Origin of the sequence: Nonomuraea rubra (assembly GCF_014207985.1) — a bacterium.
GTDB lineage: Bacteria > Actinomycetota > Actinomycetes > Streptosporangiales > Streptosporangiaceae > Nonomuraea > Nonomuraea rubra.
Genome location: NZ_JACHMI010000001.1, coordinates 1094458 through 1116818, shown reverse-complemented (window position 1 = coordinate 1116818; position 22361 = coordinate 1094458). Strand labels below are relative to the sequence as shown.

Annotated in this window: 24 protein-coding genes; 11 read left to right on the top strand and 13 right to left on the bottom strand. The window is 70.6% G+C overall.

Features of this window, described 5'->3' with window-relative positions; all coding sequences use genetic code 11:
* The first annotated feature begins 78 nt into the window (after positions 1-78).
* Positions 79-705: an NUDIX hydrolase gene (locus HD593_RS05175; RefSeq protein ID WP_185100964.1), complete on the top strand. Its 627-nt coding sequence runs from the start codon at positions 79-81 to the stop codon at positions 703-705.
* A gap of 21 nt (positions 706-726) precedes the next feature.
* Here HD593_RS05175 and HD593_RS05170 read toward each other — a convergent pair whose 3' ends face one another.
* The 9 genes from HD593_RS05170 to HD593_RS05130 form a co-directional block, all read right to left on the bottom strand.
* On the bottom strand, positions 727-3579 hold the full coding sequence (locus HD593_RS05170; protein ID WP_246546308.1) for a CDP-glycerol glycerophosphotransferase family protein: 2853 nt from the start codon (positions 3577-3579) through the stop codon (positions 727-729).
* 103 nt (positions 3580-3682) lie between these two features.
* Positions 3683-3997 (bottom strand): MGMT family protein, encoded by a 315-nt coding sequence (locus HD593_RS05165; RefSeq protein ID WP_185100963.1) that lies wholly within the window; start codon positions 3995-3997, stop codon positions 3683-3685.
* On the bottom strand, positions 3985-4344 hold the full coding sequence (locus HD593_RS05160; RefSeq protein WP_185100962.1) for a hypothetical protein: 360 nt from the start codon (positions 4342-4344) through the stop codon (positions 3985-3987). Before HD593_RS05160 ends, HD593_RS05165 begins: the two co-directional genes overlap by 13 nt.
* A gap of 48 nt (positions 4345-4392) precedes the next feature.
* Positions 4393-5550 carry a S8 family serine peptidase gene (locus HD593_RS05155; protein WP_185100961.1) on the bottom strand — a complete coding sequence of 386 codons (1158 nt, stop codon included), beginning with the start codon at positions 5548-5550 and terminating at the stop codon, positions 4393-4395.
* The gene (locus HD593_RS05150) at positions 5544-6446 is read right to left on the bottom strand and encodes a hypothetical protein (RefSeq protein ID WP_185100960.1); all 903 of its coding nucleotides are present in this window, start codon (positions 6444-6446) and stop codon (positions 5544-5546) included. The genes HD593_RS05155 and HD593_RS05150 overlap by 7 nt, the downstream gene beginning before the upstream one ends.
* A 57-nt stretch (positions 6447-6503) precedes the next feature.
* On the bottom strand, positions 6504-7721 hold the full coding sequence (gene mycP, locus HD593_RS05145; RefSeq protein ID WP_312903362.1) for a type VII secretion-associated serine protease mycosin: 1218 nt from the start codon (positions 7719-7721) through the stop codon (positions 6504-6506).
* A complete protein-coding gene (locus tag HD593_RS05140) occupies positions 7715-8434 on the bottom strand; it encodes a hypothetical protein (RefSeq protein ID WP_312903361.1) in 720 nt (239 codons plus the stop codon). Before HD593_RS05140 ends, mycP begins: the two co-directional genes overlap by 7 nt.
* Positions 8435-8472: 38 nt before the next feature.
* Positions 8473-9654 (bottom strand): adenylyltransferase/sulfurtransferase MoeZ, encoded by a 1182-nt coding sequence (gene moeZ, locus HD593_RS05135; protein WP_185100959.1) that lies wholly within the window; start codon positions 9652-9654, stop codon positions 8473-8475.
* 44 nt (positions 9655-9698) lie between these two features.
* Positions 9699-10595, bottom strand: a complete 897-nt coding sequence (locus HD593_RS05130) for an alpha/beta fold hydrolase (protein ID WP_185100958.1) — start codon at positions 10593-10595, stop codon at positions 9699-9701.
* 157 nt (positions 10596-10752) lie between these two features.
* On the opposite strand from HD593_RS05130, the gene HD593_RS05125 reads away from it, so the two are divergent.
* Positions 10753-11064, top strand: a complete 312-nt coding sequence (locus tag HD593_RS05125) for a hypothetical protein (protein ID WP_185100957.1) — start codon at positions 10753-10755, stop codon at positions 11062-11064.
* 65 nt (positions 11065-11129) lie between these two features.
* Here HD593_RS05125 and HD593_RS05120 read toward each other — a convergent pair whose 3' ends face one another.
* Complete coding sequence (locus tag HD593_RS05120) at positions 11130-11336, bottom strand: hypothetical protein (protein ID WP_185100956.1); 207 nt, start codon at positions 11334-11336, stop codon at positions 11130-11132.
* A 302-nt stretch (positions 11337-11638) separates the two neighbouring features.
* On the opposite strand from HD593_RS05120, the gene HD593_RS05115 reads away from it, so the two are divergent.
* Together HD593_RS05115 and HD593_RS05110 are read left to right on the top strand one after the other, a co-directional pair.
* Positions 11639-11992 (top strand): hypothetical protein, encoded by a 354-nt coding sequence (locus HD593_RS05115; RefSeq protein ID WP_185100955.1) that lies wholly within the window; start codon positions 11639-11641, stop codon positions 11990-11992.
* Positions 11993-12336: 344 nt separating this feature from the next.
* Complete coding sequence (locus HD593_RS05110) at positions 12337-12642, top strand: hypothetical protein (protein WP_185100954.1); 306 nt, start codon at positions 12337-12339, stop codon at positions 12640-12642.
* 917 nt (positions 12643-13559) lie between these two features.
* Here HD593_RS05110 and HD593_RS05105 read toward each other — a convergent pair.
* Complete coding sequence (locus HD593_RS05105) at positions 13560-13880, bottom strand: hypothetical protein (protein ID WP_185100953.1); 321 nt, start codon at positions 13878-13880, stop codon at positions 13560-13562.
* 271 nt (positions 13881-14151) lie between these two features.
* On the opposite strand from HD593_RS05105, the gene HD593_RS05100 reads away from it, so the two are divergent.
* The gene (locus HD593_RS05100) at positions 14152-14667 is read left to right on the top strand and encodes a hypothetical protein (RefSeq protein ID WP_185100952.1); all 516 of its coding nucleotides are present in this window, start codon (positions 14152-14154) and stop codon (positions 14665-14667) included.
* A 164-nt stretch (positions 14668-14831) separates the two neighbouring features.
* Here HD593_RS05100 and ku read toward each other — a convergent pair whose 3' ends face one another.
* A complete protein-coding gene (gene ku / locus HD593_RS05095; protein ID WP_185100951.1) occupies positions 14832-15731 on the bottom strand; it encodes a non-homologous end joining protein Ku in 900 nt (299 codons plus the stop codon).
* Positions 15732-15813: 82 nt separating this feature from the next.
* Here ku and ligD (HD593_RS05090) point away from each other — a divergent pair, with 82 nt between their 5' ends.
* The 5 genes from ligD (HD593_RS05090) to HD593_RS05070 all read left to right on the top strand — a co-directional run bounded on the left by ligD (HD593_RS05090) (position 15814) and on the right by HD593_RS05070 (position 18970).
* Positions 15814-16695, top strand: coding sequence for a non-homologous end-joining DNA ligase (ligD, locus tag HD593_RS05090; RefSeq protein WP_221524618.1), 882 nt, complete (start codon positions 15814-15816; stop codon positions 16693-16695).
* Positions 16692-17564, top strand: coding sequence for a non-homologous end-joining DNA ligase (gene ligD, locus HD593_RS05085; protein WP_185100949.1), 873 nt, complete (start codon positions 16692-16694; stop codon positions 17562-17564). The genes ligD (HD593_RS05090) and ligD (HD593_RS05085) overlap by 4 nt, the downstream gene beginning before the upstream one ends.
* 35 nt (positions 17565-17599) lie before the next feature.
* Entirely contained in the window at positions 17600-17815 is a 216-nt protein-coding gene (locus HD593_RS05080) for a hypothetical protein (protein WP_246546302.1), read from the top strand.
* A 212-nt stretch (positions 17816-18027) separates the two neighbouring features.
* On the top strand, positions 18028-18648 hold the full coding sequence (locus tag HD593_RS05075; protein ID WP_185100948.1) for a TetR/AcrR family transcriptional regulator: 621 nt from the start codon (positions 18028-18030) through the stop codon (positions 18646-18648).
* Between the two features lie 88 nt (positions 18649-18736).
* Positions 18737-18970 carry a DUF3107 domain-containing protein gene (locus HD593_RS05070; RefSeq protein WP_185100947.1) on the top strand — a complete coding sequence of 78 codons (234 nt, stop codon included), beginning with the start codon at positions 18737-18739 and terminating at the stop codon, positions 18968-18970.
* A 302-nt stretch (positions 18971-19272) separates the two neighbouring features.
* On the opposite strand, the gene HD593_RS05065 is transcribed toward HD593_RS05070, so the two are convergent.
* Entirely contained in the window at positions 19273-19917 is a 645-nt protein-coding gene (locus tag HD593_RS05065; protein WP_185100946.1) for a ferritin-like fold-containing protein, read from the bottom strand.
* 353 nt (positions 19918-20270) lie between these two features.
* On the opposite strand from HD593_RS05065, the gene HD593_RS05060 reads away from it, so the two are divergent.
* Positions 20271-22325 (top strand): DEAD/DEAH box helicase, encoded by a 2055-nt coding sequence (locus tag HD593_RS05060; protein WP_221524617.1) that lies wholly within the window; start codon positions 20271-20273, stop codon positions 22323-22325.
* Positions 22326-22361: the final 36 nt, after the last annotated feature.

The window sequence follows — 22361 nt, the reverse complement described above, 5'->3', positions numbered from 1 at the left end:
CTTCGGCGATCCGGTCACCTACGGAACGTGCCGGCTTGTAACGTAGGGTCAACATTTTCCGGTGCGGGGGTTGATCGCATGCGCTGGCAGGTCCACTCCGAACGGTCCGTCTACCTCGACCCGTGGCTCGACGTGCGGATCGCGGACGTGGAGTTGCCCGACGGGCGCCATCTCGACCACCGCCTCGTCCGTACGGCGCCGGGCGCGGGAGCCGTCGTCACCGACGAGGACAACCGGGTGCTGCTGATCTGGCGGCATCGCTTCATCACCGACACCTGGGGGTGGGAGATCCCGCTCGGGCAGGTGGACGAGGGCGAGCTGCCCGTGGACGCGGCGGCGCGGGAGGTCGAGGAGGAGACCGGCTGGCGCCCGGGCGCCCTGCGGCCGCTGCTCGCGGTGCAGCCCGGCAACGGGTTCTCCGACGGGCTGAACCACATCTACCGGGCCGACTCCGCGACCCGCGTCGGGGCGCCGGCCCATCCGTGGGAGGCGGAGCGGGTGGAGTGGGTGCCGCTCGCCGGCGTCCGCAAGCTGATCGGCAACGGCGACCTCGCCTGCGGGACCAGCATCTCGGCGCTGCTGTACGCCTACGCCGAGAGCCTGCCCGACGACATCGTGCTCAAGAGCTCGGATCTGAGCTTCCTGTACGAGTACGACCCCAAGAAGATCTACCCGCTGCCGGGAAACCTCCCCGACCTCTTCTGACCCCGGCGGCAGCCCGCGGGATCAGGAGAAGAGGCGGTCCACCACGCGGGCCGTGGCCTTGCCGTCGTCCCTGGGGGCGAACGTGGCGCGGAAGGCGTCGTAGCGGTCCGCGTGCGCCGCCGCCACCTCGTCGATCGAGCGCAGCGCCTCCACCACCTCGGCCGAGGTCGACAGCAACGGCCCGGGCGCCTGCTCGGGCAGGTCGAGGTAGAGGCCTCGCTTCGAGGAGTACTTGGCCAGGTCGTAGCCGTACAGGACGATCGGCTTGCCGGTGGCGGCGAAGTCGAACATGACCGAGGAGTAGTCGGTCACCAGGACGTCGGCCACCAGCAGCAGGTCGGCGAGGTCAGGGTAGGTGGTGACATCGCGGGCGATGTCGGGCACGGCGGGCATGGCCTGCATCGGGTGGGCGCGTACCAGGATCTCGTGGTCGGCGCCCAGCGCCTCGCGGGCCTTGGCGAGGTCCAGCTTGACCATGGCGTTCTTGCGGTCGTAGTCGCGCCACGTGGGCGCGTACAGCACCACGCGCTTGCCCTCGGCCAGCCCCAGCCGCTCGCGCACCGCCGCCGCGAGCGCGTCGCGGTCGGGCGAGTTGAGCACGTCGTTGCGCGGCAGGCCGCTCTCCAGGATCTCGCCCTTGTAGCCGAACGCCTTGCGCAGCACCGGCGTCGCCCAGGGCGACTGCGACAGCAGCAGGTCCCAGCCGCGCACCTCGGCCGCCTGGCGGTGCCAGATCGGCGGCCGGGGGTCGCGCTGCATGTGCGGCTGGTCGTTGCCGATGAGCTTGGCCGGGGTGCCGTGCCACGTCTGCAGCACCACCTGGTCCTCGCGCGCCCGGAACCAGGCGGGCAGGAAGGAGTTGGTGACGATGTGGCGGGAACGGGCCAGCGCCTCGTGGTGCTCGCGGCTGCCCGCGCGCACGACGGTGGCGCCGCCCGGCGGCACGAAGGCGCCGTCCTTGACGATCCAGATGTGCTCGCGGTCGTCGCCCCTGCGCAGCCGCTCCTCGTAGACGGCGCGGACGCTGTCGGAGTAGTGGCGGCCGTCGTTGACGACGTAGACGGTCGAGTCGCGCAGCGGCTCGGTGCGCTGGGCCGGGTAGAAGACGCGGCGCAGGACGTGGGTGCCGGCGACGCCGCGCTCCTCGGCGGGCCTGTTCTCCTCCACGGTGATCACCGGCACGTCGAAACGGGTCGAGATCATGCGGAAGACGTGGCCGCCGAGCGTGCGCGGCTCCTCGTCGAGGCCGGCCAGCGCCGCGTGGTCCATGCGCAGCGGGACGATCTCGCCGGACGGGTGCCGCAGCGACAGGTTCCACGTGCCGGAGGCCAGCGGCACGGGCTCGCCGAAGCGGTCCATGGACGCGGGCTCCACGCGTACGGAGAACTCCTCGCCGGAGCGCTCCATCGGCAGCAGGTACGACAGCCCCGTCCGGTGGCGCAGCGTGAGCGTGCGCGGGCCGGGGGCGTCGGGGTAGTGGCCGCGCAGGAGCAGCGCCGGGCCCTCCCAGACCGCCGAGGTGATCACGGGGCGGATGCGGTGGGCGGAGACGACGACGCGGTCGCGGCGGTCGCCGAGCACGGTGATCTCGCGGTCGCCCACCGGCGTGCGGGTCTCCACCAGGTCGGCCAGCATGACGGAGGCCGCCGGGTCGCCCTTGGGCTCGACCCAGAGCCGCCTGCCGTCCTTCTCCTGGAGCAGCGCGGGCACCGCCAGGCCGACCACGACCTGAGTGCCGTCGCCCGACGGGGTGAACTCGGCCGCGATGCGGTGGCCGCCCAGCCGGGCGTGGCCCTTGGTGACCTGCCTGCCGGGCAGGAAGATCTTCAGCTCCAGCCGGTCGCCGTCGAGCGTCACGCCGGTCAGCTCGGCCCTGTTGGGCTGGAGCACGACCTGCAACGCCCGGTCGGAGGTCCAGACCGGCCTGACCCACCAGCCGGGCTTCAGCTTGAGCCCGGCGGGCCGCTCGGGACGGCCGATCGAGGAGCCGCGCAGCAGGCCCGTGGCCCGCGCGCCCCGGCTCCAGAACACGATCTCGGCCCGCCACGTCGTGGCGTCGGGCACGGAGGGGCGGTGCCGCATGCGGCGGCGCACGCCGGACACCACGCCGCGCACGGCGCCGCGCCAGCGCAGCGGCCACGGGCTCAGCTCGGCGGTGAAGCCCGACCAGTCGTAGTTGCAGCCCGGCTCGCGCGCGCCGTGCGTGGCCTCGGGGGCCAGGACGCGGCGGGTGCGCAGGCGGATCGGCGGCAGCCAGCGCGGCCCGCGCAGCACCACCGTCGCCCGGTTGAACCTGCGGCTGCGCACCGACAGGCCCGCCAGGTAGGCGAAGCCGCTCACGCGCAGCTTCCCGTCGGCCCACACGATGTCGTCGATGTGGGTGACGGGCACCAGGTCGGAGCGGCGCAGCCGGTAGAGGTCGGGCGGCAGCTCGTCGCGGAAGGGCAGGTCGGCGTACCAGCTCAGGCCCTTGCGGATGCGCTTGGACGGCTCGGCCGCCGCGGTGACCACCTTGGTGAGGGTCTCGCCCTCGACGAGCTCCTCGTCGGGACGGTGCTCGATCAGGTGGCAGATGACGCGGCGCGCGACCGGCAGGTCGCGTTTGACGCGGGGATCCACGCCCTTGAGATAGGGACGCACGAGGTCGAGCATTTCCCGCCGCCGCGCCGCGCCGCGCTTGACCGCGAGGTCGATGCGGGCCCCGAGCGGGCCGCTGAGCACCTCGTTGTCGAACGCCGCGTCGCGACCGCCGGGGCCGACCGCTCGCATGACCGCGTCGAAGGGCTCGCCACGATCGCAGAGATCCTGGACAGCCTTCAGGCGGTCGGCGAGCGAATCGCCGCCCTGGCTCTGGGCTGTGACGCCGGTTGCCATAGGGGAGGCACCGCCTTTCGGGCCGCCATCAGTGTTCTGCCCATGGTAATGGGAGTCACATGTCACAGAATCGCCTGTTCGGCGAAACCGCAGGTCAGGTGGGTTACTGAAAATCGCCTGAACGCCCGTCCCAGCGGGCCAGGCGCATGTCCACCCGCTCGCCGCGCAGCGGGGTGCCCTCCTCGCGCCAGTGGGACAGGCATCGTTGCAGGTGGTCGGGGGCGGCGGCGGTGCCGTCCGCGTGGACGACGCGCCACCACGGCACGCCGCCTCCCCACGTGCTCATCACCTTGCCGACCTGGCGGGGGCCGCCCTCGCCGAGGTATTCGGCGATGTCGCCGTACGCCATGACCTTGCCGGGCGGGATGCGTTCGACCAGGTCGAGCACCCGCTCGACGAACGGGTTCACGGGCTCCATGCGGCGGGACCCGCGTCGATGATCTCCTCGAACTTGCCGATCTCGACCACGCCGCCGGCCGCCGAGACCTCGATGACGCCCTCGTTGAGCGTGTACTCCTCGCCGTCCTCGCCCATCAGCCTGCCGCCGAGCGCGGTGGACAGGCGCAGGAGCTGGGCGACCTGCCAGTCGGAGCCCGGCTCGCCGACGAGCTGGCCCTGCCAGCGCGCCACGGTGTGCAGGCCGCCCGCGTGGCCGATCACGATCTCCTCGGATCCGCGCAGCTCGAAACCGGCCGGCGCGATGGCCTTCGCGAGCTCCGCGAAGGCGAGTGGTGACTCACGCACCACCCGCAGCTCGTATCCCATGGAGCGGGACCATAGCGGATCTTCCCTTCCGACGAGAATCGGCCGCGGTCACTCCTCCTTGCGCTGGTTGAGCACGACGATCGCGCCGCAGAAGGCGACCAGCGCGATCAGCACCCCGCCCCCGTACAACCACAGCCGCAGCGGGTCGGCCCCGGGCCGCGTCGGCACGGGCGAGTCCTCGCCCTGCCCGAAGTGCTCCATGCCGGGCACGACGCTGCGCTTGGCGCCGGTCAGCCGCTCGGCGGCGTTCAGCGCGGCGGCGGCGTCCACGACCCCGAAGCCGGTCTGGTCGTCGTACCCGGCGGCAGGCCGTCCCCTGGCGCTGGCCGACAGGGCCTGGGCGACCTGCTCGGGCCGCAGGCTCGGGTAGCGCGACTTGACCAGCGCGGCCACGCCCGCGACGAGCGCGGCGGCCGAGCTGGTGCCCTCCGACAGCTCGTAGCCGCCCTCGCGCTTGACCACGGGCACCTCGACGCCGGGCGCGGAGACCAGCACGGACAGGTTGTCGCTGCTGAACGTGGCCCGCCTGCCCTGCTTGTCCGTGGCCGCCACGCCGATGACGCCCGGGTAGCCGGCGGGGAAGCTCCAGTAGGAGGTGCCCTTCTCCTTGGCGTACGGGGTCTGGCCGTCGTTGCCCACGGCGGCGACGAGCACCACGCCCTTGCCCAGCGCGTACGAGACGGCTTCGCGCTCCGACCGCAGCGGCCCGTAGGAGCCGATGGACATGCTGACGACCTGCGCGCCGTGGTTGGCCGCGTACCGGAGCGCGCGGGCGAGCGGGCTCTCGGCCGTCGTCCCGTCCCCTTCGACCGGCGGGACGGCGAAGCCGGGCTCCTCGTCGATGACCATGGGCAGCGACAGGATGCGCGAGCCGGGCGCGACGCCGATGAAGCCCTCGTCCTCGCCGGAGGCGGCGATGAGCCCGGCCATGGCGGTGCCGTGCCTGCCGGGCGGCAGCTCGCGCTGGACCGTGCCCGAGGTCATGTCGGGCCCGCTGTCCACGCGGCCCTTGAGCTCCTTGACCCCGGTGTCCACGGCGCTGTCGACGACGGCGACGGTGACGCCCTCGCCCTTGGTGACGGACCAGGCCTGCTCGACGTTGAGCGCGTCGAGGACCCATTGCTGCTGGTCCCTGACGGGGTCGGCGCTGGTGGTCCCCGAGAACGCGAGTATCGCGGCCGCGAGCACGCGTACGGCGGTCAGCACACGTTCCCCTGGGTGCAGGGCGGCACCTTGGGCGGGTCCGCGAGGAAGTAGGCGATCTGGTTGCCGATGGACTTGGCGGCCGGCCACAGCTCGCTGTGCAGGATCTCCTCCGGCGGGATCGCGGCCCTGGTACGCCCGTCGGCGTAACCGCCCGTCGAGAACACGAGGTACGGCCCCGCGCCCACCCAGCCGGTGCGCTGGCGCTGGTCGGGGCCGAAGCGTTCGCTCACCGTGCCGGGGAAGGCCACGGGCAGCACGCCCACGCGGTCGTCCTGGGTGAGCTCCTCGCCTGCCGAGATCCGCGACGCCTCGTCCTTCAGCACGGCCACGCCGACCGTGAACACGAAGGAGGCCGTCTGGTCCATGTAGGTGGCCCGCAACATCGTGACGCAGCCGTGGCTCTGCAGGACCCCGGCCACGGCGGCGTCCGCGGCCTTGCCGCAGTCGCTCTCGGGGGCGATGCCGACCCGTCTGGCGTACTGCTGGGCGCGGTCCAGCCCGAGGTACTTGACCTCCTCGGGGAATACCCCCGTGGCGGGCCACGCCTGCCAGCGGCGGGCGATCTCCTCCTGCTTGTACTGGTCCTGCTCGTCGGCCGTCAGCGGGCGGGAGCGGGTCTCGGCGAACAGGCCGACGGTGCCGAGCAGCACGACGACGGCCGAGATGGCGATGATGACGCCGAGCAGCGCCACGAAGATGCGGCGGTACCGGATGCCCTGCCGCAGGCTGAGCAGCTCGGCGCGTTCCCTGGCGGCCGTGCGCCTGCGCGAGTTCGCCGCCGGCCACGAGCGTACGCGTGACCGGCGGCCGGTGGAGGCGCCGAGCGGATTGCTCCGTCCCTGCGTGGCTTCTCCCCCGGCGCGCGGTAGCCCTGAGGTCGACCTACGTGCCTTCACCACCGCCTCGTTCCCGCATTCGACTTCTTGTCTATTTCGTCCCCCTAAGGGGGAGGATCATGCCTCTTGTGAGATGTGTGCCCGCCGTACGCGTCTGACCAGGATGAATATGACCGACAGGGCCGCGAGCGCGCCGACGGCGGCACCGGCGGCGATCGCCGCGTACACCGTGACCCGCCGCTCGTCCCTGACGACGACCTGCACCGGGCCGGGCGTCCCGCCCGCCACCGGGCGGGACGGATCCTGGGCCTGGGCGCCGGTGGCGGTCTCCTCGTGACCGGCCAGCCGGGACGCCTCGGTCAGCGCCCTGGCGGCGTTCACGACTCCGAAGCCGGTCGCGGTGTCGTAGCCGCCGGGCGGCCGGTCGGTGGCGCCGGCGGCCAGGGCCCGCGCCACGAGCGGCGGCGACAGATCCGGATGCCTCGCCTTGACCAGGGCGGCGACCCCCGACACCAGCGCGGTCGCCTGCGAGGTGCCCCTGCCGACCCAGTACTCGTCACCGGGGCCCGCGCCCATGATGTCCACGCCGGGGGCGGCCACCAGCACCGAGGAGTTCCAGTTGGAGAACGAGGCCCGCCGCAGCCGCCGGTCGGTCGCCCCGACGGAGACCACCCCGGGGAACGCGGCCGGGTAGGAGTACGGCGCGAAGTCGCCCTCGACCTGCCGGTCCCCGTCGTTGCCCGCGGCGGCGACGAGCACGACGCCCTTGGAGATGGCGTAGCGGATGGCCGCCCGCTCCTCCCTGGTCGCCAGCTCTTTGGAGATCGACATGTTGATCACGTCCGCCCCCTCGTCCACCGCGTAGCGGATGCCCCGGGCCACCACGTTCTCGAAGCGCTCCGCCGAGTTGAACTCCCGGAAACCCGGCTCCTCGTCCTCGAGGATGACCCTTACAGACAGTACGTCCGCATCGGGCGCGACGCCGATGATCCCCCTTTTTCTCCCGGGCCCGTGGCCGTGGCCGGCGATCAGCGAGGCCATGTACGTGCCGTGCAACCTGCTGGGAGGCGTGCCAGGCGGGTTCGCTCCCTCGGTGAAATCCCTGCCCTCGCGTACCGAGCCCGCCAGGTCCCGATGGCCGGGATCGACGCCGGAGTCGAGCACGGCCACCGTCACGCCGGCGCCCGTGCTGGTCCGCCAGGCCTGCGTCAGCGCCAGCGTCTCGATCACCGCCTCCTGCCCGCCGCGTACGTCGTCGGCCCGCGCTGGAGGCGCCGTGAACAGCAGCACCCCGGTCACCGCGACCGCCATCAGACGCCTGCCCGCGTTCAGCACCGCCACTCCTGGGAGCCGCAGTCGGGGATGCTGGGCGTGCTCAGCTCGGTCAGCACGCGCTCGGCCAGCTCGGTGGCGAAGGCGAAGATGGCCGGCCGCTGCTCGCCCGCCGACTTCGCGGGCCTGCCGTCCACCTGGCCGGCCGTGGTCAGGACGAGGTACGGGCCCGCCTGCCGTACGGAACCGGACTGGCGCACGGCGGGGGTGAACCGGTCGGACAGCGTGCCGCGGAAGGCCAGCGGCCGCAGGCCGGGGGCGGGTTTGCCGGTGCCGGGAAAAGCGGACTTGGCGCGTACGGCGGCCAGCTCGTCGCGCAGGGCGACCACGCCGACGGTGACGAGCACGCCACGCAGGGCGTCGATGTAGGTGGCCCGCAGCACGCCCTGGCAGCCGGCCCTGCGCAGGGCCTTGACGGCCTTGGTGTCCACGGAGTCGCCGCAGGAGGTGTGCGGCGAGATGCCGATCCTGCTGGCACGTTCCCGGCCGCCCTGCTCGGCGGAGTACGGCAATGTGGCGGGGAAGATACGGCCGGTGGGCCAGGTGCGCCAGCGGCCGGCGACCTCCCGCTCGGCCGCGGCCCGGAGCTCGGCCGCCGTGGGCCCGCGGGTCAGCTCCGTGCCCGCCGCGCTGCCCGCCACCCCGGCGGCCACCGCGCAGATCAGCGTCAGCGCGGAGGCCACCACGAGTGTCGGCCACGGGCGGGCGGAATTCACGGCATCGACCTTAACCGGGACGCCCCGGCGCAAACCCCTTAATAGCTGGGCAGGCTCGGGTCGACGGTCTTGACCCAGCTCAGCACGCCGCCGCCGACGTGGACGGCGTCGGAGAAGCCGGCGTTCTTGACGACCGCGAGCGCCTCGGCGGAGCGGGCGCCGGACTTGCAGTGCAGCACGATCTTCTTGTCCTGCGGCAGCTTCTCCAGGGCGGAGCCGTTGAGGAACTCGCCCTTCGGGATCAGCGTGGCGCCGGGGATCGAGACGATCTCGTACTCGTTGATCTCACGGACGTCGACGACGTAGATGTTCTCGCCGCGGTCCATCATGCCCTTGAGCTCGAGCGCGGTGATCGTGGAGCCGCTGGCAGCCTCGGCGGCCTCGTCGGAGATCGCGCCGCAGAACGCCTCGTAGTCCTCGAGCAGCTCGGTGACCGTCGGGTTCTTGCCGCACAGCACGCACTCGGGGTCCTTGCGGACCTTGACGTCGCGGTACTTCATCTCCAGGGCGTCGTAGATCATCAGGCGGCCGACCAGCGGGTCGCCGATGCCGGTGAGCAGCTTGATGGCCTCGTTCACCTGGATCGAGCCGATCGAGGCGCACAGCACGCCCAGCACGCCCCCCTCGGCGCACGACGGCACCATGCCGGGAGGCGGGGGCTCCGGGTAGAGGCAGCGGTAGCAGGGGCCGTGCTCGGCCCAGAAGACGCTCGCCTGGCCGTCGAAGCGGTAGATCGAGCCCCAGACGTACGGCTTGCCGAGCAGCACGGCCGCGTCGTTCACCATGTAACGCGTGGCGAAGTTGTCGGTGCCGTCGACGATGAGGTCGTAGCCGGAGAAGATCTCCATGACGTTCTCGGTGGTCAGCGCCATGTTGTGGATCACGACGTCGATCAGCGGGTTGATCTCGCGGACCGACGCCGCGGCGCTCTCGGCCTTCAGCCTGCCCACGTCGGACTGGCCGTGGATGACCTGGCGCTGCAGGTTGGACTCATCGACCACGTCGAAATCGATGATGCCGAGAGTGCCGACGCCCGCCGCCGCGAGGTACAGCAGCGCGGGTGAGCCCAGGCCCCCGGCGCCCACACACAGCACCTTGGCGTTCTTCAGCCGCTTCTGCCCCGCCATGCCCACGTCGGGAATGATGAGGTGGCGTGAGTAGCGGCGCACTTCGTCGACGGTCAGCTCATCGGCCGGCTCGACCAGCGGTGGCAACGACACTTTTCTACGCTCCCGTTTCAGGGGGTCTTATCTCACAGTGAAACCTAGCTGGGCAGTGGGGCATTCCCCAATCGAGTCTCACCGATCAGACGGCGTGCTTCCGCCGCCACGACCTGCGGCATCTCCATCATCGCCACGTGCCCCGCTGTCGGCAGCAGGACGAGCCTGACCTGCCGGAACGTACGGTACGCCTTCCTGGCCATGGCCGGGCGGACCAGGCGGTCGTGGCGTCCGTGGATGATCAGGGTGCGGGCCATGACCTTCGAGGCCTGCTCCCAGAGCGTGTGCTTGCGGCGGAAGTACTCGGCCACGATGCCGCGGGCCGAGCCGACCATGGCCTTGCCGGCGTACGGGAGGTCGTCGCGCCTGCGCTGCTCCTCGATGGCCTCGCGCAGGCGCAGCGGGTGCACGGCGTCCATGTTGGCCCAGACCACGGCCATGGAGGCGGTGATGCGCTGCTCCGCGGGAACCAGGGTCAGCCTGGACGCCACCCACTCGCCCAGCAGGGGGATCGCCGCCGCGGCCACGCGGAGCGGGCCGTACCTGGGCAGCAGGTCGGGCAGGGCCGGCGAGATGAGCGTGAGCGAGCGGACGAGCTCCGGCCGGGTGGCGGCGACCTTGACGGCGACGGCGCCGCCGAGCGAGTTGCCGAACAGGTGGGCCGGGCCCGTGTGCTCCAGCAGCCCGATCACGGCCCTGGCGTGGCCGTCGACCGTGTAGTCGCCGTCGGCGGGCGCGGGCGAGAACCCGGCGCCGGGCAAATCGATGGCGTGGCCGGTGACGACGTCCTTGAGCTCGCCCATGAGGTCGGTCCAGTTGGTGGCGGCACCTGCCAGCCCGTGCACGAACACCGCCTGCTCGGCTGGGCCGTCCGGGGTGGACCGAACGTGCACCGAGCCGATCATGCGTCCCGGCCAGTGCGGGATCGGCTCCGCGGTCATCTCGGCTCCTCCTTGTCGCTCTCCGAACGCCTCTTCCCGTTCCATCAACGATAACCATCGCCCCCTGATGGGGTCTGGATTCGGTACAGGGGGTTATTTACCGGAAGTTTCTGGCAGTAGCGCACATACGTCCCAAACGTGCACAGGGGGTACCGCCATGCTCACGTCCCGTATCGTCGCCGGCCTCGTGGCCGCGGTGCTCGCCGCGTGCGGGCTCGCGGTCGTGAGCACCCCCGCGCGGGCGAGCGCCGAGGACCGCCCCGGGTGCCTGTATCGGGTCGTACGGGTGAAGACCCGGCTCAACATCCGGACGGAGCCGCGGGGGCGGGTCGTGGACAAGCTGTATCCGGGAGATCGTACGTGGGGAAGCTGCGGGAAGTCCGGGGACTGGCGGCGGATCCACGGGACGGAGATCGGGCGCGCGGGGTTCGCCCATGGGCACTTCCTGAAGAAGATCGGCAGGCGGTAGCACCCGGGTTCGGGCTACGACACCCCAAGAATGGGGCAAATGCCACACTTGATCGTTTATCGTCATCACTCTGGGAAATCAATACGGCACTCAGCGTGACTCGCTTCACTCGCCATGACGGCGGGCCGGCGATTCGTCACCGATAATGCGGCAGGCCTGCACGGGTCCTTTTGTTGCCCGAAGGCCACGGCAATGACGGCGAGAATTCCGGCGATTTCCTTTTCGCCCGCGAATTCCGCGCCGGAGCACCGCGCCGCCGCATGCGCGAACACATCACCACCTCATCACCACCGCCGGTAGCACCTGGATACGGCCGGCGAACTGCTCGTTGCCACGCGCACTCGCTACTCCATATGCGACACAATCGGACATATCCTCTCATTTCATTTGATAAATGTTTAATGCGAGCAATAAGATTGTTAATGCAGAGCAAAATGGAGTCGTATCTGTTTGCCCGCGCACCGCCCCGGAAATGACTTTCGGTGGATGAGCCTTCAGCAGCCGTCCAAGATCTGTTTCCTGGCAATTCGGAAACGCCGAGAACGGGGCAATCGATCCTTTAGGGGGAAACACAATGCCCAAGCTCAAGAGTGTTATCGCAGGCCTCGCCATCAGCACGGCGCTGACGGGCGGCATGGTGGGCGCGGGCGCGGCGACGACCGCGGCCAGCGCGACCACCCAGTTCAGCACCGGCACGTCCCTTCGCACGGACGACGGCTGGGGCTGGGGGCGCCGTCACCACCACCACCACCGCCACCACAACCACCGCTGCGGCAGGGGCCACCACGGTGGCGGCGGCTGGGGCTGGGGCTGGGGCGGCCGGCGCCACCACCGTGGCCAGGTCTGCATCGTCATCCGCAACCACAACCACAACGACAACGGCGCCCGCCACCACCACGACAACCACAACAACGGTGAGCGCTGGTAAATGACCGTGCGTCAATGGCGCAAGGAGTTCTCGGGGGCGGCCTGATTTACCGTCGCGGCTGGGCCTGAGGTTCATTTCTCCTCGTCTCCACGGCAACCTTGGTGAGGGCTCTCCCGGCATCAGCCGGGGGGCCCTCGCTGCGTCGCGTCCCGGTCCGGTTTCGGGCCGGGATTTCGGCGTCTGCCGGCGGTTTCGGCGAGGCTTGCTTTATGCGCGGGCCTTGCGATGGGCAAAAACGGACAATTCCGGTTTGTCGCCCTTTAGGTGGGAAATATGCACAGTGCGGGTGACTTGCTAGTCGTCATCCGTAACGGGGCAATCGAATCCTTTAGGGGGAAAACGCAATGCCCAAGCTCAAGAGTGTTATCGCAGGCCTCGCCATCAGCACCGCGCTGACCGGTGGCGTGGTGAGCGCGGGTGCCGCCACCACCGCGGCCAGCGCCGACGCCGCCACTCAGGTCAGCACCGGCGGCTCCGTCCTCGCGGGCAACCACTGCGGATGGGGCTGGCGCCGCTGCGGAGGCTGGGGCTGGGGGTGGAACCGCTGGAAGAGGTGGGGCCACCGCCACCACGGCCATGGCCGCATCAGGGTCGTCATCGTCAACAGGAACTACAACAACAACGGTCACCATCACCGTGGTCGGTGGTAGAACCCTTGGCTGACGAGCCCCGCCGTTGGGCGATGAGCTCGGGCCGTACGTAGGCGAGTGCCCGCGTTTCGCCGGGGACCGGCGTCCGTCCTCTCCGTGAGGACGGATGTGGAACCTGGGGGACGCGGGCACTTCGCGTGTTCGGGGTGGGGGTGCTGTGGGGGTTGCTGCGGGGTGCGCGGCCGTGGGAGTGCACCACACAGTGCGCGCTCCCACGGGGCGAACCCGTAGCGGGCATCCGTGCGCGCCCTCGCAGCGCGGCGCCCTCGCAACGCGTGCCCCCCATGACGAGCGCTTTCCCGCGGCCTGCCCTTCCACGGCAGCGGGTGCCGATGGCCTCGGGGTATCACCATGCGGCCGGTCGCACCGCGTACCGCATATCGCGCACCGCACGCGCAAGCCGCGCACCGCACGCGCACCCGTCGGGCACCGGGCAGCACAAGGCGCGCATCGCGAACCGCGCGAGGACGCCATGCACCGCGCACCGCACGCCATGCACCGCGCACCGCACGCCATGCACCGCGCACCGCAGGCCGCGTACCGCCAGCGCAGGCCGCATACCGCCGAACCGCGCAGGACCGCCGCGCACCCCACACCTCAAACCGCGCACCGCGAGCCGCATGCGCACGCCGCACGGGGCGCCGCCCTGCCGTACCTGCGCACCGCGCGCCGCAGATCGCGGACGGGCGGCTCCCAGGTGAGCACGCCGGCACGCCCGGCACGCCCAGCACGCCCAGCACGGCCGGCACGCTGACACGCCCCAGCTCCGCCTGTTTGCCGTGCTTTGCCCGCCACAAACCCGCCGGCAATAAAGCCGGCAACGACGTAACGAGGGCTCCCCGGTCGATACCGGAGAGCCCTCGCGGAAAGCGCCATGAGACGAGGAGAAAATCCTGCGCCATTAACGCCCGGTCGCGTCAGTCCGTCGCGTTGTCGTCAACGCGGCGCTCGGTCCGCGGCTCGTGGTGGCGGTGTTCTGGGTTGCGGTTGTAGTTGTGGTTGTGCACCTTGATCTTCACCCTCATGCGGTGGTGGTGGTGACGCCGGTGGCCCCAGCCCCACCCGCAGCGGCGCCAGCCCCAACCGCAGTGGTTCCCGGCAAGGACGGAGGCACCGGTGCTGACCTGGGTGGCGGCGTCGGCGCTGGCCGCGGTGGTGGCGGCACCCGCACTCACCACGCCACCGGCCAGTGCCGTGCTGACGGCGAGGCCGGCGATAACACTTTTGAGCTTGGGCATTGCGTTTTCCCCCTAAAGGATCGATTGCCCCGTTCTCGGCGTTTCCGGATTTACCCGAAAACAGCTCTCTTGGATGTCTTCCGAAGAGCCATCCATGATGTGTCATTTCCGGCGGATGCCCGGGCAAACAGCCACGACTCCTTTTTGCTCTGCATTAACAATCTTATTGCTTGTCTTAAAGATTTATCCAATGAAAAAACACCACTTATCCGTATATGTCCCACTCCGTCGGGTCGGGCGGCCCCGCGAGGCCTGGCTACGATGACCGACCATGGGGACGGACTGGGTGCCTGCGGCGGTACGCGATCTCACCGACCCCGCCGAGCTGGACGGCCTGATCCGCGTGCACGCCCACCTGTCCCACGCCCTCGGCCGCACCCTCCGCACCGACCCTCCGGAGGAGATCGGCCACGACACGGCCCTGCGCCGCTGGCGGGACGCCGACGCCCGGCTGCGCGCCCTGCTGCTCCTCGACACGGACGCGGACGGCGCCCACCCGTCCCACCGCGTGGCCGTCATCGGCGCCAACCGCCCGCCCACCCCCGGCCACGCCCGCCGACGACCGGCCGTTCCCGGTCAGCGGGCTGATGAGGAGGCCGTGGCGAGGCACCTGGCGCTGCTGGAGCACTCGGCACGCGAGTTCAGCCGTACGGTGCCGGGCCCGTACAGGCGCGCCCTTCGCCTGTCACCGGCGACCGGCATGGAGGCGGACCCTTGGCTGGAGGGGTTCTTCGACTGGCTGGTGCCCGTCGTACGCGCTGTCCGCGCCCTGTACCTGTGGGCCTGAACAGCCCATGCAAGCCGAAGGCCAACACAGGGCTGAGGCCAACGCGAGGCCGGGGCCGACGCGCGCACGCCGGGCTTGGCGCACGCCGAGGCCGACGCCCGCCAGGGCTGGCGAGAGGCCAACGCGGGGCTGCGGGCGACGCGAGACTGCGGGCAACGCGGGGTTCAGGCGGACTTGCGGGTCTTGCGCTTGGGCGCGGCCTTCTCTTCGTCCTTGTCGTCCTTGGCGGCTTCCTTGGCGTCCTTCGCCGACTTGCCCGCCGCCTTCTTCGGCTTGGCCGCCTCGCCACCGCGTTCCCGCTTGGCCGCCTCGACGCTCGCCCGCAGGGCCGCCATGAGGTCCACCGCGGGCCCGGCCTCCTCCTCCTCGCGGGCCGGGATGACCTCCTTGCCCGCCACCTTCGCCTCGATCACCTGCTGCAACGCCTCGCGGTAGGTGTCGTGGTACTCGGCCGGGTCGAAGTCGGACTCCATGGTGGTGATCAGGGACTCGGCCATCTTGAGCTCCTGGGCGCGGACCTCGATGTCCTCCTCCAGGAACCCGAAGTCGGGCGTGCGGATCTCGTCCGGCCAGAGCATCGTCTCCAGGACGAACACCCCGTCCCTGACCCGCAGCGTGGCCAGCGACTCGCGCTGCCGCAGCGCCACCTTGACCACCGCGACCTGCCCGGAGCTCTCCAGCGCGTTGCGCAGCAGCACGTACGGCTTGGCCCCCTGCGCGTCGGGCTCCAGATAGTACGACTTGGCGAAGTAAATGGGGTCGATCTGCTCGGCCGGCGTGAACTGCAGCACGTCGATCCGGCGGGAAGTGCTCAGCGGCAGGTCCTCGAAGTCCTCGTCCGTGAGGATGACCATCTCGCCCGAGGCCAGTTCGTACCCCTTGGCGATGTCGGCGTAGGGCACCTCTTCGCCGTCCTGGGTGCACACCCGCTTGTAGCGGATCCGGCCACCGTCCTCGCGGTGGACCTGGTGGAAGGTCACGTCCTTCTGCTCGGTCGCGGAGTAGAGCTTGACCGGGATCGTGACCAGCCCGAAAGAGATCGCACCCTTCCAGATGCTGCGCATGGGGCACCCCTCAGCTCTCAACCGGCCCGGCAATGGGCACATACCCGTCATGGGGCAACCAATGCCATACCCAATCGAACCGATGCTGGCCGTACCTGGGGAACTACCCTTCGATCGCGATCAGTACGGCCTCGAGGTCAAGTGGGACGGGATCCGCGCCCTCGTCCATCTTGACGGCGGGATGCGGGTGACGGGGAGGCATGGAGTCGAATACACGCGGAGATATCCGGAAATTTCCGGGTTCGGGCTGAAGAACGCGATCATCGACGGCGAGGTCGTGGCGCTCGACCAGCACGGCCGGCCCAGCTTCGAACGGCTCCAGCACCGCATGCACCTGACCGACCCCGAGCCGATCATGCTGGAGCTGTACCCGATCACGTACATGCCGTTCGACCTGCTCTATCTCGACGGCCTGCCGCTGTTCGACCTGTCGTACCGCGACCGGAGGGCGCTGCTGGACGAGCTGGACATCGGCGCGCCGCCGTACTTCCCCGGCGAGTCCGACCTGCTCTCGGCCACGTACGAGCAGGGCCTCGAAGGCGTCATCGCCAAGCGCCTCGACTCCCCCTACCGCTCGGGCGTCCGGTCCCCCTGGTGGATCAAGGTCAAGAACCTGGCCACGCGCGAGGTCGTGATCGGCGGCTGGAAACCCGGCAAGGGGCGGCGAGCCGGCGGGGTCGGATCGCTGCTCATGGGGGTGTTCACGGACGCTGGGCTGACGTACGTCGGGCACGTCGGCACCGGGTTCACCGACGCGGTGCTGGACGAGCTGTACCGGGTGCTGCTGCCGCTGGAGATCTCGCGCAGCCCGTTCACGAATGAGGTTCCGTGGAGGAATCGGTGGGTTAGGCCGGATCTGGTCGGGGAGGTGGCCTACACGATGTGGACCGACGAGCAACGGCTACGGCACCCGGTGTGGCGCGGCCTGCGTCCCGACAAGCTCCCCGCGGAGGTGACGCTATGAAGGTGCCGGTCAAGGTGGACGGGCGCGAGCTGACCCTGAGCAACCTGGACAAGGTCCTCTACCCCGACTACGGCTTCACCAAGGCCGAGGTCATCGACTACTACAGCCGCATCGCGCCCGTACTGCTGCCTCACCTGCGGGGCCGCCCCCTGACCGTCAAGCGTTACCCGAACGGCGTCACCGGCCAGTTCTTCTTCGAGAAGAACGCCCCCGAGCACACCCCCGGCTGGGTCAGGCGGGTGAACCTGCCCGCCCCCGGCAGCACCAAGAACCGCGAGACCATCGACTTCGCCGTCGTGGACGACCTGCCCACGCTCGTCTACTACGCCAACCTGGCCGCCCTGGAGCTGCACGTGCCGCAGTGGCGCGTGGACGAGGACGGCCGGGCGCTGCCGCCCGACACGCTCGTGTTCGACCTCGACCCGGGAGCGCCCGCGACGATCGTCGAGTGCACCCGGGTGGCGGTCATGCTGCGCGAGGTGCTGAAGGAGGAGGGCCTGAAGGCCCTGCCGAAGACCAGCGGGAGCAAGGGCATGCAGCTGTACGCCGACTGGGACTGCCGCGAGGAGCCGTCCGCGTACGCCAAGAGGCTCGCCCAGCGCCTGGAGAAGGAGCATCCCGGCCAGATCGTCAGCGTGATGACGAAGAAGCTGCGACCTGGCAAGGTGTTCATCGACTGGAGCCAGAACAACCCCGCCAAGACCACCGTCGCCCCGTACTCCCTGCGGGCCAGGGAGCAGCCGACGGTCTCGACCCCGCTGACGTGGAAGGAGGTCGAGAGCTGTGAACACCCCGACGACCTGGTGTTCACCGCGCCCGACGCCCTGGCCAGAGTGGAGAAGCGCGGCGACCTTTTCGGCCGGGCGTAGGCTGGTTCCGTCCGTACCGAGAGGGGGACTCGAACATGTCGGAGATGGACGTACGCGGGGACGAAGGCCCCTACACCGACGAGGAGGGGGAACGGTCGATCGAGACGCCGGAGGCCGACGCCGCCGAGCAGCACCGCGAGGTGCTCCAGAGCACGGGACGGCTGCGCCGCGAGCTGCCGCTGGACGTGGATCCGGCGGACGCGTCCGACCAGGACCGCGAGGTCGATCTCGACGACGACGAGTACCGCTGAGCCGATCCGGCACCGGCCCGGCGCCGGTTCGCTTGCCGGGCCGGTGCCGGGCTCGGTGGCCGGGCCTGTGCCGGGCTCGGTGGCCGTGACCTGCGCGGAGGCCGCCCGTCATCGGCGTCCGTCGCCGACGTGTGACCTACCGGCACGTAGGATGTGCGCTGCGTGCGACGCTACACACGCACAGCCCGCCTGAGAGACCAATGGAGACCCGCGTGACCGCAACCCCGGATGCCAAACCCCGGGGCACCCGGCTGCCCCGACTGGCCCGACGCCGGCAGCTCCTGAGCGCCGCGCAGGAAGTGTTCGTGGAGAACGGCTATCACGCGGCCGCCATGGACGAGATCGCCGAGCGGGCCGGGGTCAGCAAGCCGGTGCTCTACCAGCACTTCCCCGGCAAGCTCGAGCTCTACCTGGCGCTGCTCGACCTCCACGTCGACGACATGGTCAACCGCTGCCGCGAGGCGCTGGCCTCCACCCACGAGAACAAGCTGCGCGTGCAGGCCACCTTCAGCGCGTTCTTCGACTTCGTCTCCAGCCAGGGCGAGGCGTTCCGCCTGGTGTTCGAGTCCGACCTGCGGAACGTCGCGCCGGTGCGGCAGCGCGTGGAACGCTCGCTGCGTGAGTGCGCCGAGATGGTCAGCGAGCTCATCCAGGAGGACACCGGCTGCACCAGTGACGAGGCGCACCTGCTGGGGGTCGGGCTGGTCGGCATGGCCGAGGTGAGCGCCCGCTACTGGGTCACCACGCAGGGCTCGATCCCGAAGGACGCGGCCGAGCAGCTCATGGCCCGGCTGGCGTGGCGGGGCATCAGCGGTTTTCCGCGTACGGCATAACCCGTTCGCTGGGCGCGATCATTGGCCCTATTTCGGGGCCGGACCCGCGACGATGGGGGTGAGCCAGCCCGTCGACTAGGGAGCCACGATGGAAATCAAGATCGGCGTACGCTCCGTACACCGCGAACTCGTTGTCGAGACCGACCTCAGCGCCGAGCAGGTCGAAGAGGAGATCAGGAACGCCCTGGCGGCCGATCGCGGCGGCGTTTTCGCGATCACCGACGCCAAGGGGAGGCGGGTCGTGGTGCCGGTGGCCGCGCTCGGGTTCGTCGAGATCGGCGAGGACGAGTCCAGGCCGGTCGGATTCGGCGGCACGCTCTAACAGGCCAGCTGGGCCGGGGGGTACGGCTGTTCGCCGTACCCTTCACGAGCCCCGTCACCGCGGGCTCAGCTCTTGGGGTGAGGCCCCGTCATGCGGCAGCCGCGGGGCCGATGCTCCCTGACGACGGCATCACACCTCGGGTCGGTGGCCGGGCAGCGGGTGCTCTCCCTTCGCAGCACGGCGCGGGTGGTCCAGCGATTCGGCCCACATCTCGTCAGGGAACTGCCGTAGCGGCGCGAGGCCCTCATGCTGGCACGCTACAACCGCGGGCCGCCCCTGCGCCGCCCGATGGCAAGACCCGCTCAGATGCCCATCGCCGCCATGCGCTTGTTGTGCGCCTCCGTCAGCTTGGCGAACAGCCGGGAGATGTCCGTCTGGCCCTCCTGCTGCGACTCCATCAGGAGCAGTGCCAGCTCCGGCCGGGCCGAAGCCACCTGCTGGCCCTGGCTGAGCGCCTCGCCGACCAGCCGCCGCGCCCACAGCGCCAGCCGCCCGGCCGCCGCCGGCTCCGCCTCGATCCCGGCCCTGACCCGCTCGACGGCGAACGCCGAGCGCTCCTCGTCCACCAGCACCTCGTCCACCAGCTTGACGATCGACGGGTCGAGCAGCCTGGCCGCCTCGCGGTAGAAGTCGAGCGCGATGCCGTCGCCCACGTACGTCTTGACCAGCGCCTGGAGCCAGTCGGCCGGCCTGGTCTGCGCGTGCCAGGCGTCCAGCGCGCCCACGAACGGCGACATCGCCTCCCCCGGGTCGGCCCCGAGCTCGGCCAGCCGGTCGCGCAGGAGGCGGAAATGGGCGTACTCGGTGACGGCCAGCTCGCTCAGCGCCGCCCTGTCGGCCAGGGAGGGTGCCAGCGTGGCCGCGTCCTCCGTCATCCGCGCGTACGCGCTGAGCTCCGCGTAGGCCAGCACACCGAGCAGGTCGACGACTCCAGGAGACTCCTTCATGGAAGGCAGCGTACTTCGGAGAATCTTCGGGAACATACGCGAGCTGGGTCGGCGTTGTGGTAATCGAGTACACTGCTCTGTGAAAGTGCGACCGCACTGTGTTAATTCGGGGGAATCCCCCGATTACCCCCCGATTCCCCGGGTGCGCGGTCGCTGATGACGCGAGAGGGCTGGCTCTACCGCGAGGACCCACGAAACAGGCGCTGTTTTCCGCCCGTCGGTCCCGGCAGGCCCGCCTTCATTTGAGACTGAGGCAGGCCACGCTGACGACTTTCCGAGACCTCGGAGTCACACCAGAGATCGCCGATGCCCTCGAGACCGAGGGCATCGTCACACCGTTCCCCATCCAGGAGATGGCGCTCCCGCTCGCGCTGAGCGGACAGGACCTGATCGGCCAGGCGCGCACGGGCACGGGCAAGACCTACGCGTTCGGCATCGCGATGCTCCAGAGCATCGGCAAGCCGCGCAAGAACCGCAAGAAGCCCCGCGGGCTGGTCATCGTGCCCACCCGTGAGCTGGCCACGCAGGTCAGCGAGGACCTCGTGACCGCTGCGGGCAAGCTCGGCTCCCGGGTCCTGACCGTGTACGGCGGCCGCGCGTACGAGCCGCAGATCGAGGCGCTCAAGGCCGGGGTCGACGTCATCGTCGGCACCCCGGGCCGCCTGCTCGACCTGGTCAAGCAGAAGCACCTCGACCTGAGCCAGATCACCACGCTCGTGCTCGACGAGGCCGACCGCATGCTCGACCTGGGCTTCCTGCCCGACATCGAGCGCATCTTCAAGCTGATCCCCGAGCAGCGGCAGACGATGTTGTTCTCGGCGACGATGCCGGGCGAGATCGTCGCGCTGTCGCGCAAGTACCTCAACCGCCCGACGCACGTACGCGCCGAGCACGAGAGCGGCGAGGGCGAGACCACGCCGCAGGTGCGCCAGATCGTGTGGCGCACGCACCGCATGGACAAGATCGAGATCCTCGGGCGGCTGCTGCAGGCCGACGGCCGCGGGCTCACCATGGTCTTCTGCGAGACCAAGCGGGCCTGCGACATGGTCGCCGAGCAGCTCGACACGCGGGGCTTCGCGGTCGCGGCCGTCCACGGCGACCTCGGCCAGGGCCAGCGCGAGCAGGCCCTGCGGGCGTTCCGCAACGGCAAGATCGACGTGCTGGTGGCCACCGACGTGGCCGCCCGCGGCATCGACATCGACGACGTCACCCACGTGGTCAACTACGACTGCCCCACCGACGACAAGACCTACGTGCACCGCATCGGCCGCACCGGCCGGGCCGGGCGCACGGGCATCTCTGTCACGTTCGTGGAGTGGGAGGAGCTGACCCGCTGGAAGATGATCAACCAGATGCTCGGGCTCGACTTCGCCGAGCCTGAGGAGACCTACTCCACCTCGCCGCACGTCTACTCCGAGCTGAGCATCCCCGAGGGCACCAAGGGCGTGCTGCCGCACGCCGCCCGCTCGCGCGCCGGGCTGTCGGCCGAGCGCCTCGAGGACCTCGGTGAGACCGGACGTACCCGCACTCGTGGCGGCCGCCGCCGTGACGAGCGCGAGGAGCGTCCCGCCCGTACGCCCCGCCAGCGCCGCCGCACCCGCGGCGGGAAGGAGCTGGCGGAGTCCGCACCCGCCGAGAGGTCGGAGGTCGAGCTCGTGGATGCCAAGACGGAGGAGACTCCGGCGATCTTCACTACGGACGAGATCCAGGCGGCCACCGAGCCCAAGCGCACCCGTACGCGCAGGGGCGCCGCCTCCTCGGCCATCGAGCAGGCGCTCTCCGACGCCCCCGAGGCGCCGGTCAAGCCCACCCGCTCGCGCCGGGCCGAGACTCCCGCGGAGGAGACCATGGAGGCACCCGCCGCCACGCGCACCCGTACCCGCAAGGCTCCCTCCGAGGAGGCCGCCGAGGCGCCGGCCAGGCGTACGCGTACGCGCCGGGTGGCGGCTCCGGCCGAGGTGGACAGCGTCGAGCCGGCCCTGGAGCCGTCCGCCGCACCCACCACCCCGCCCGCCCGTACGGCACCCGCCGCCGCGGACCACCAGGCACCCGCCGCAGCGGAGCGTCAGGCACCCGTTGTCGCGGACCGTCAGGCACCCGCCTCCGTGGAGCGTCAGGCACCCGCAGTCGTCGAGCGTCAGGCACCCGTCGTTACGGAGCGCCAGGCGCCCGCCGTCCCGCCCGTCGCCTCGCCGGAGTTCGAGCCGAGCTTCCTCGCGACGCCGCCTCCGCCGGTGCGCAGGGAGCCGGAGCGGATCATCCCGGCCAGCCCGTTCACGGTGATCTTCCAGTCGCCGGACCTGGCGTCGGACGACGACGACATCGCGCCGTCGGCGGCGACGGAGCGCAAGCAGCAGCGGCGCCAGCCGCGTGGCGGGGGTGGCGGCAACCGCCGCCGCACGGGCTGACCGCCCGGTTTCGCCCGCCACGCGCGTGACCTGATC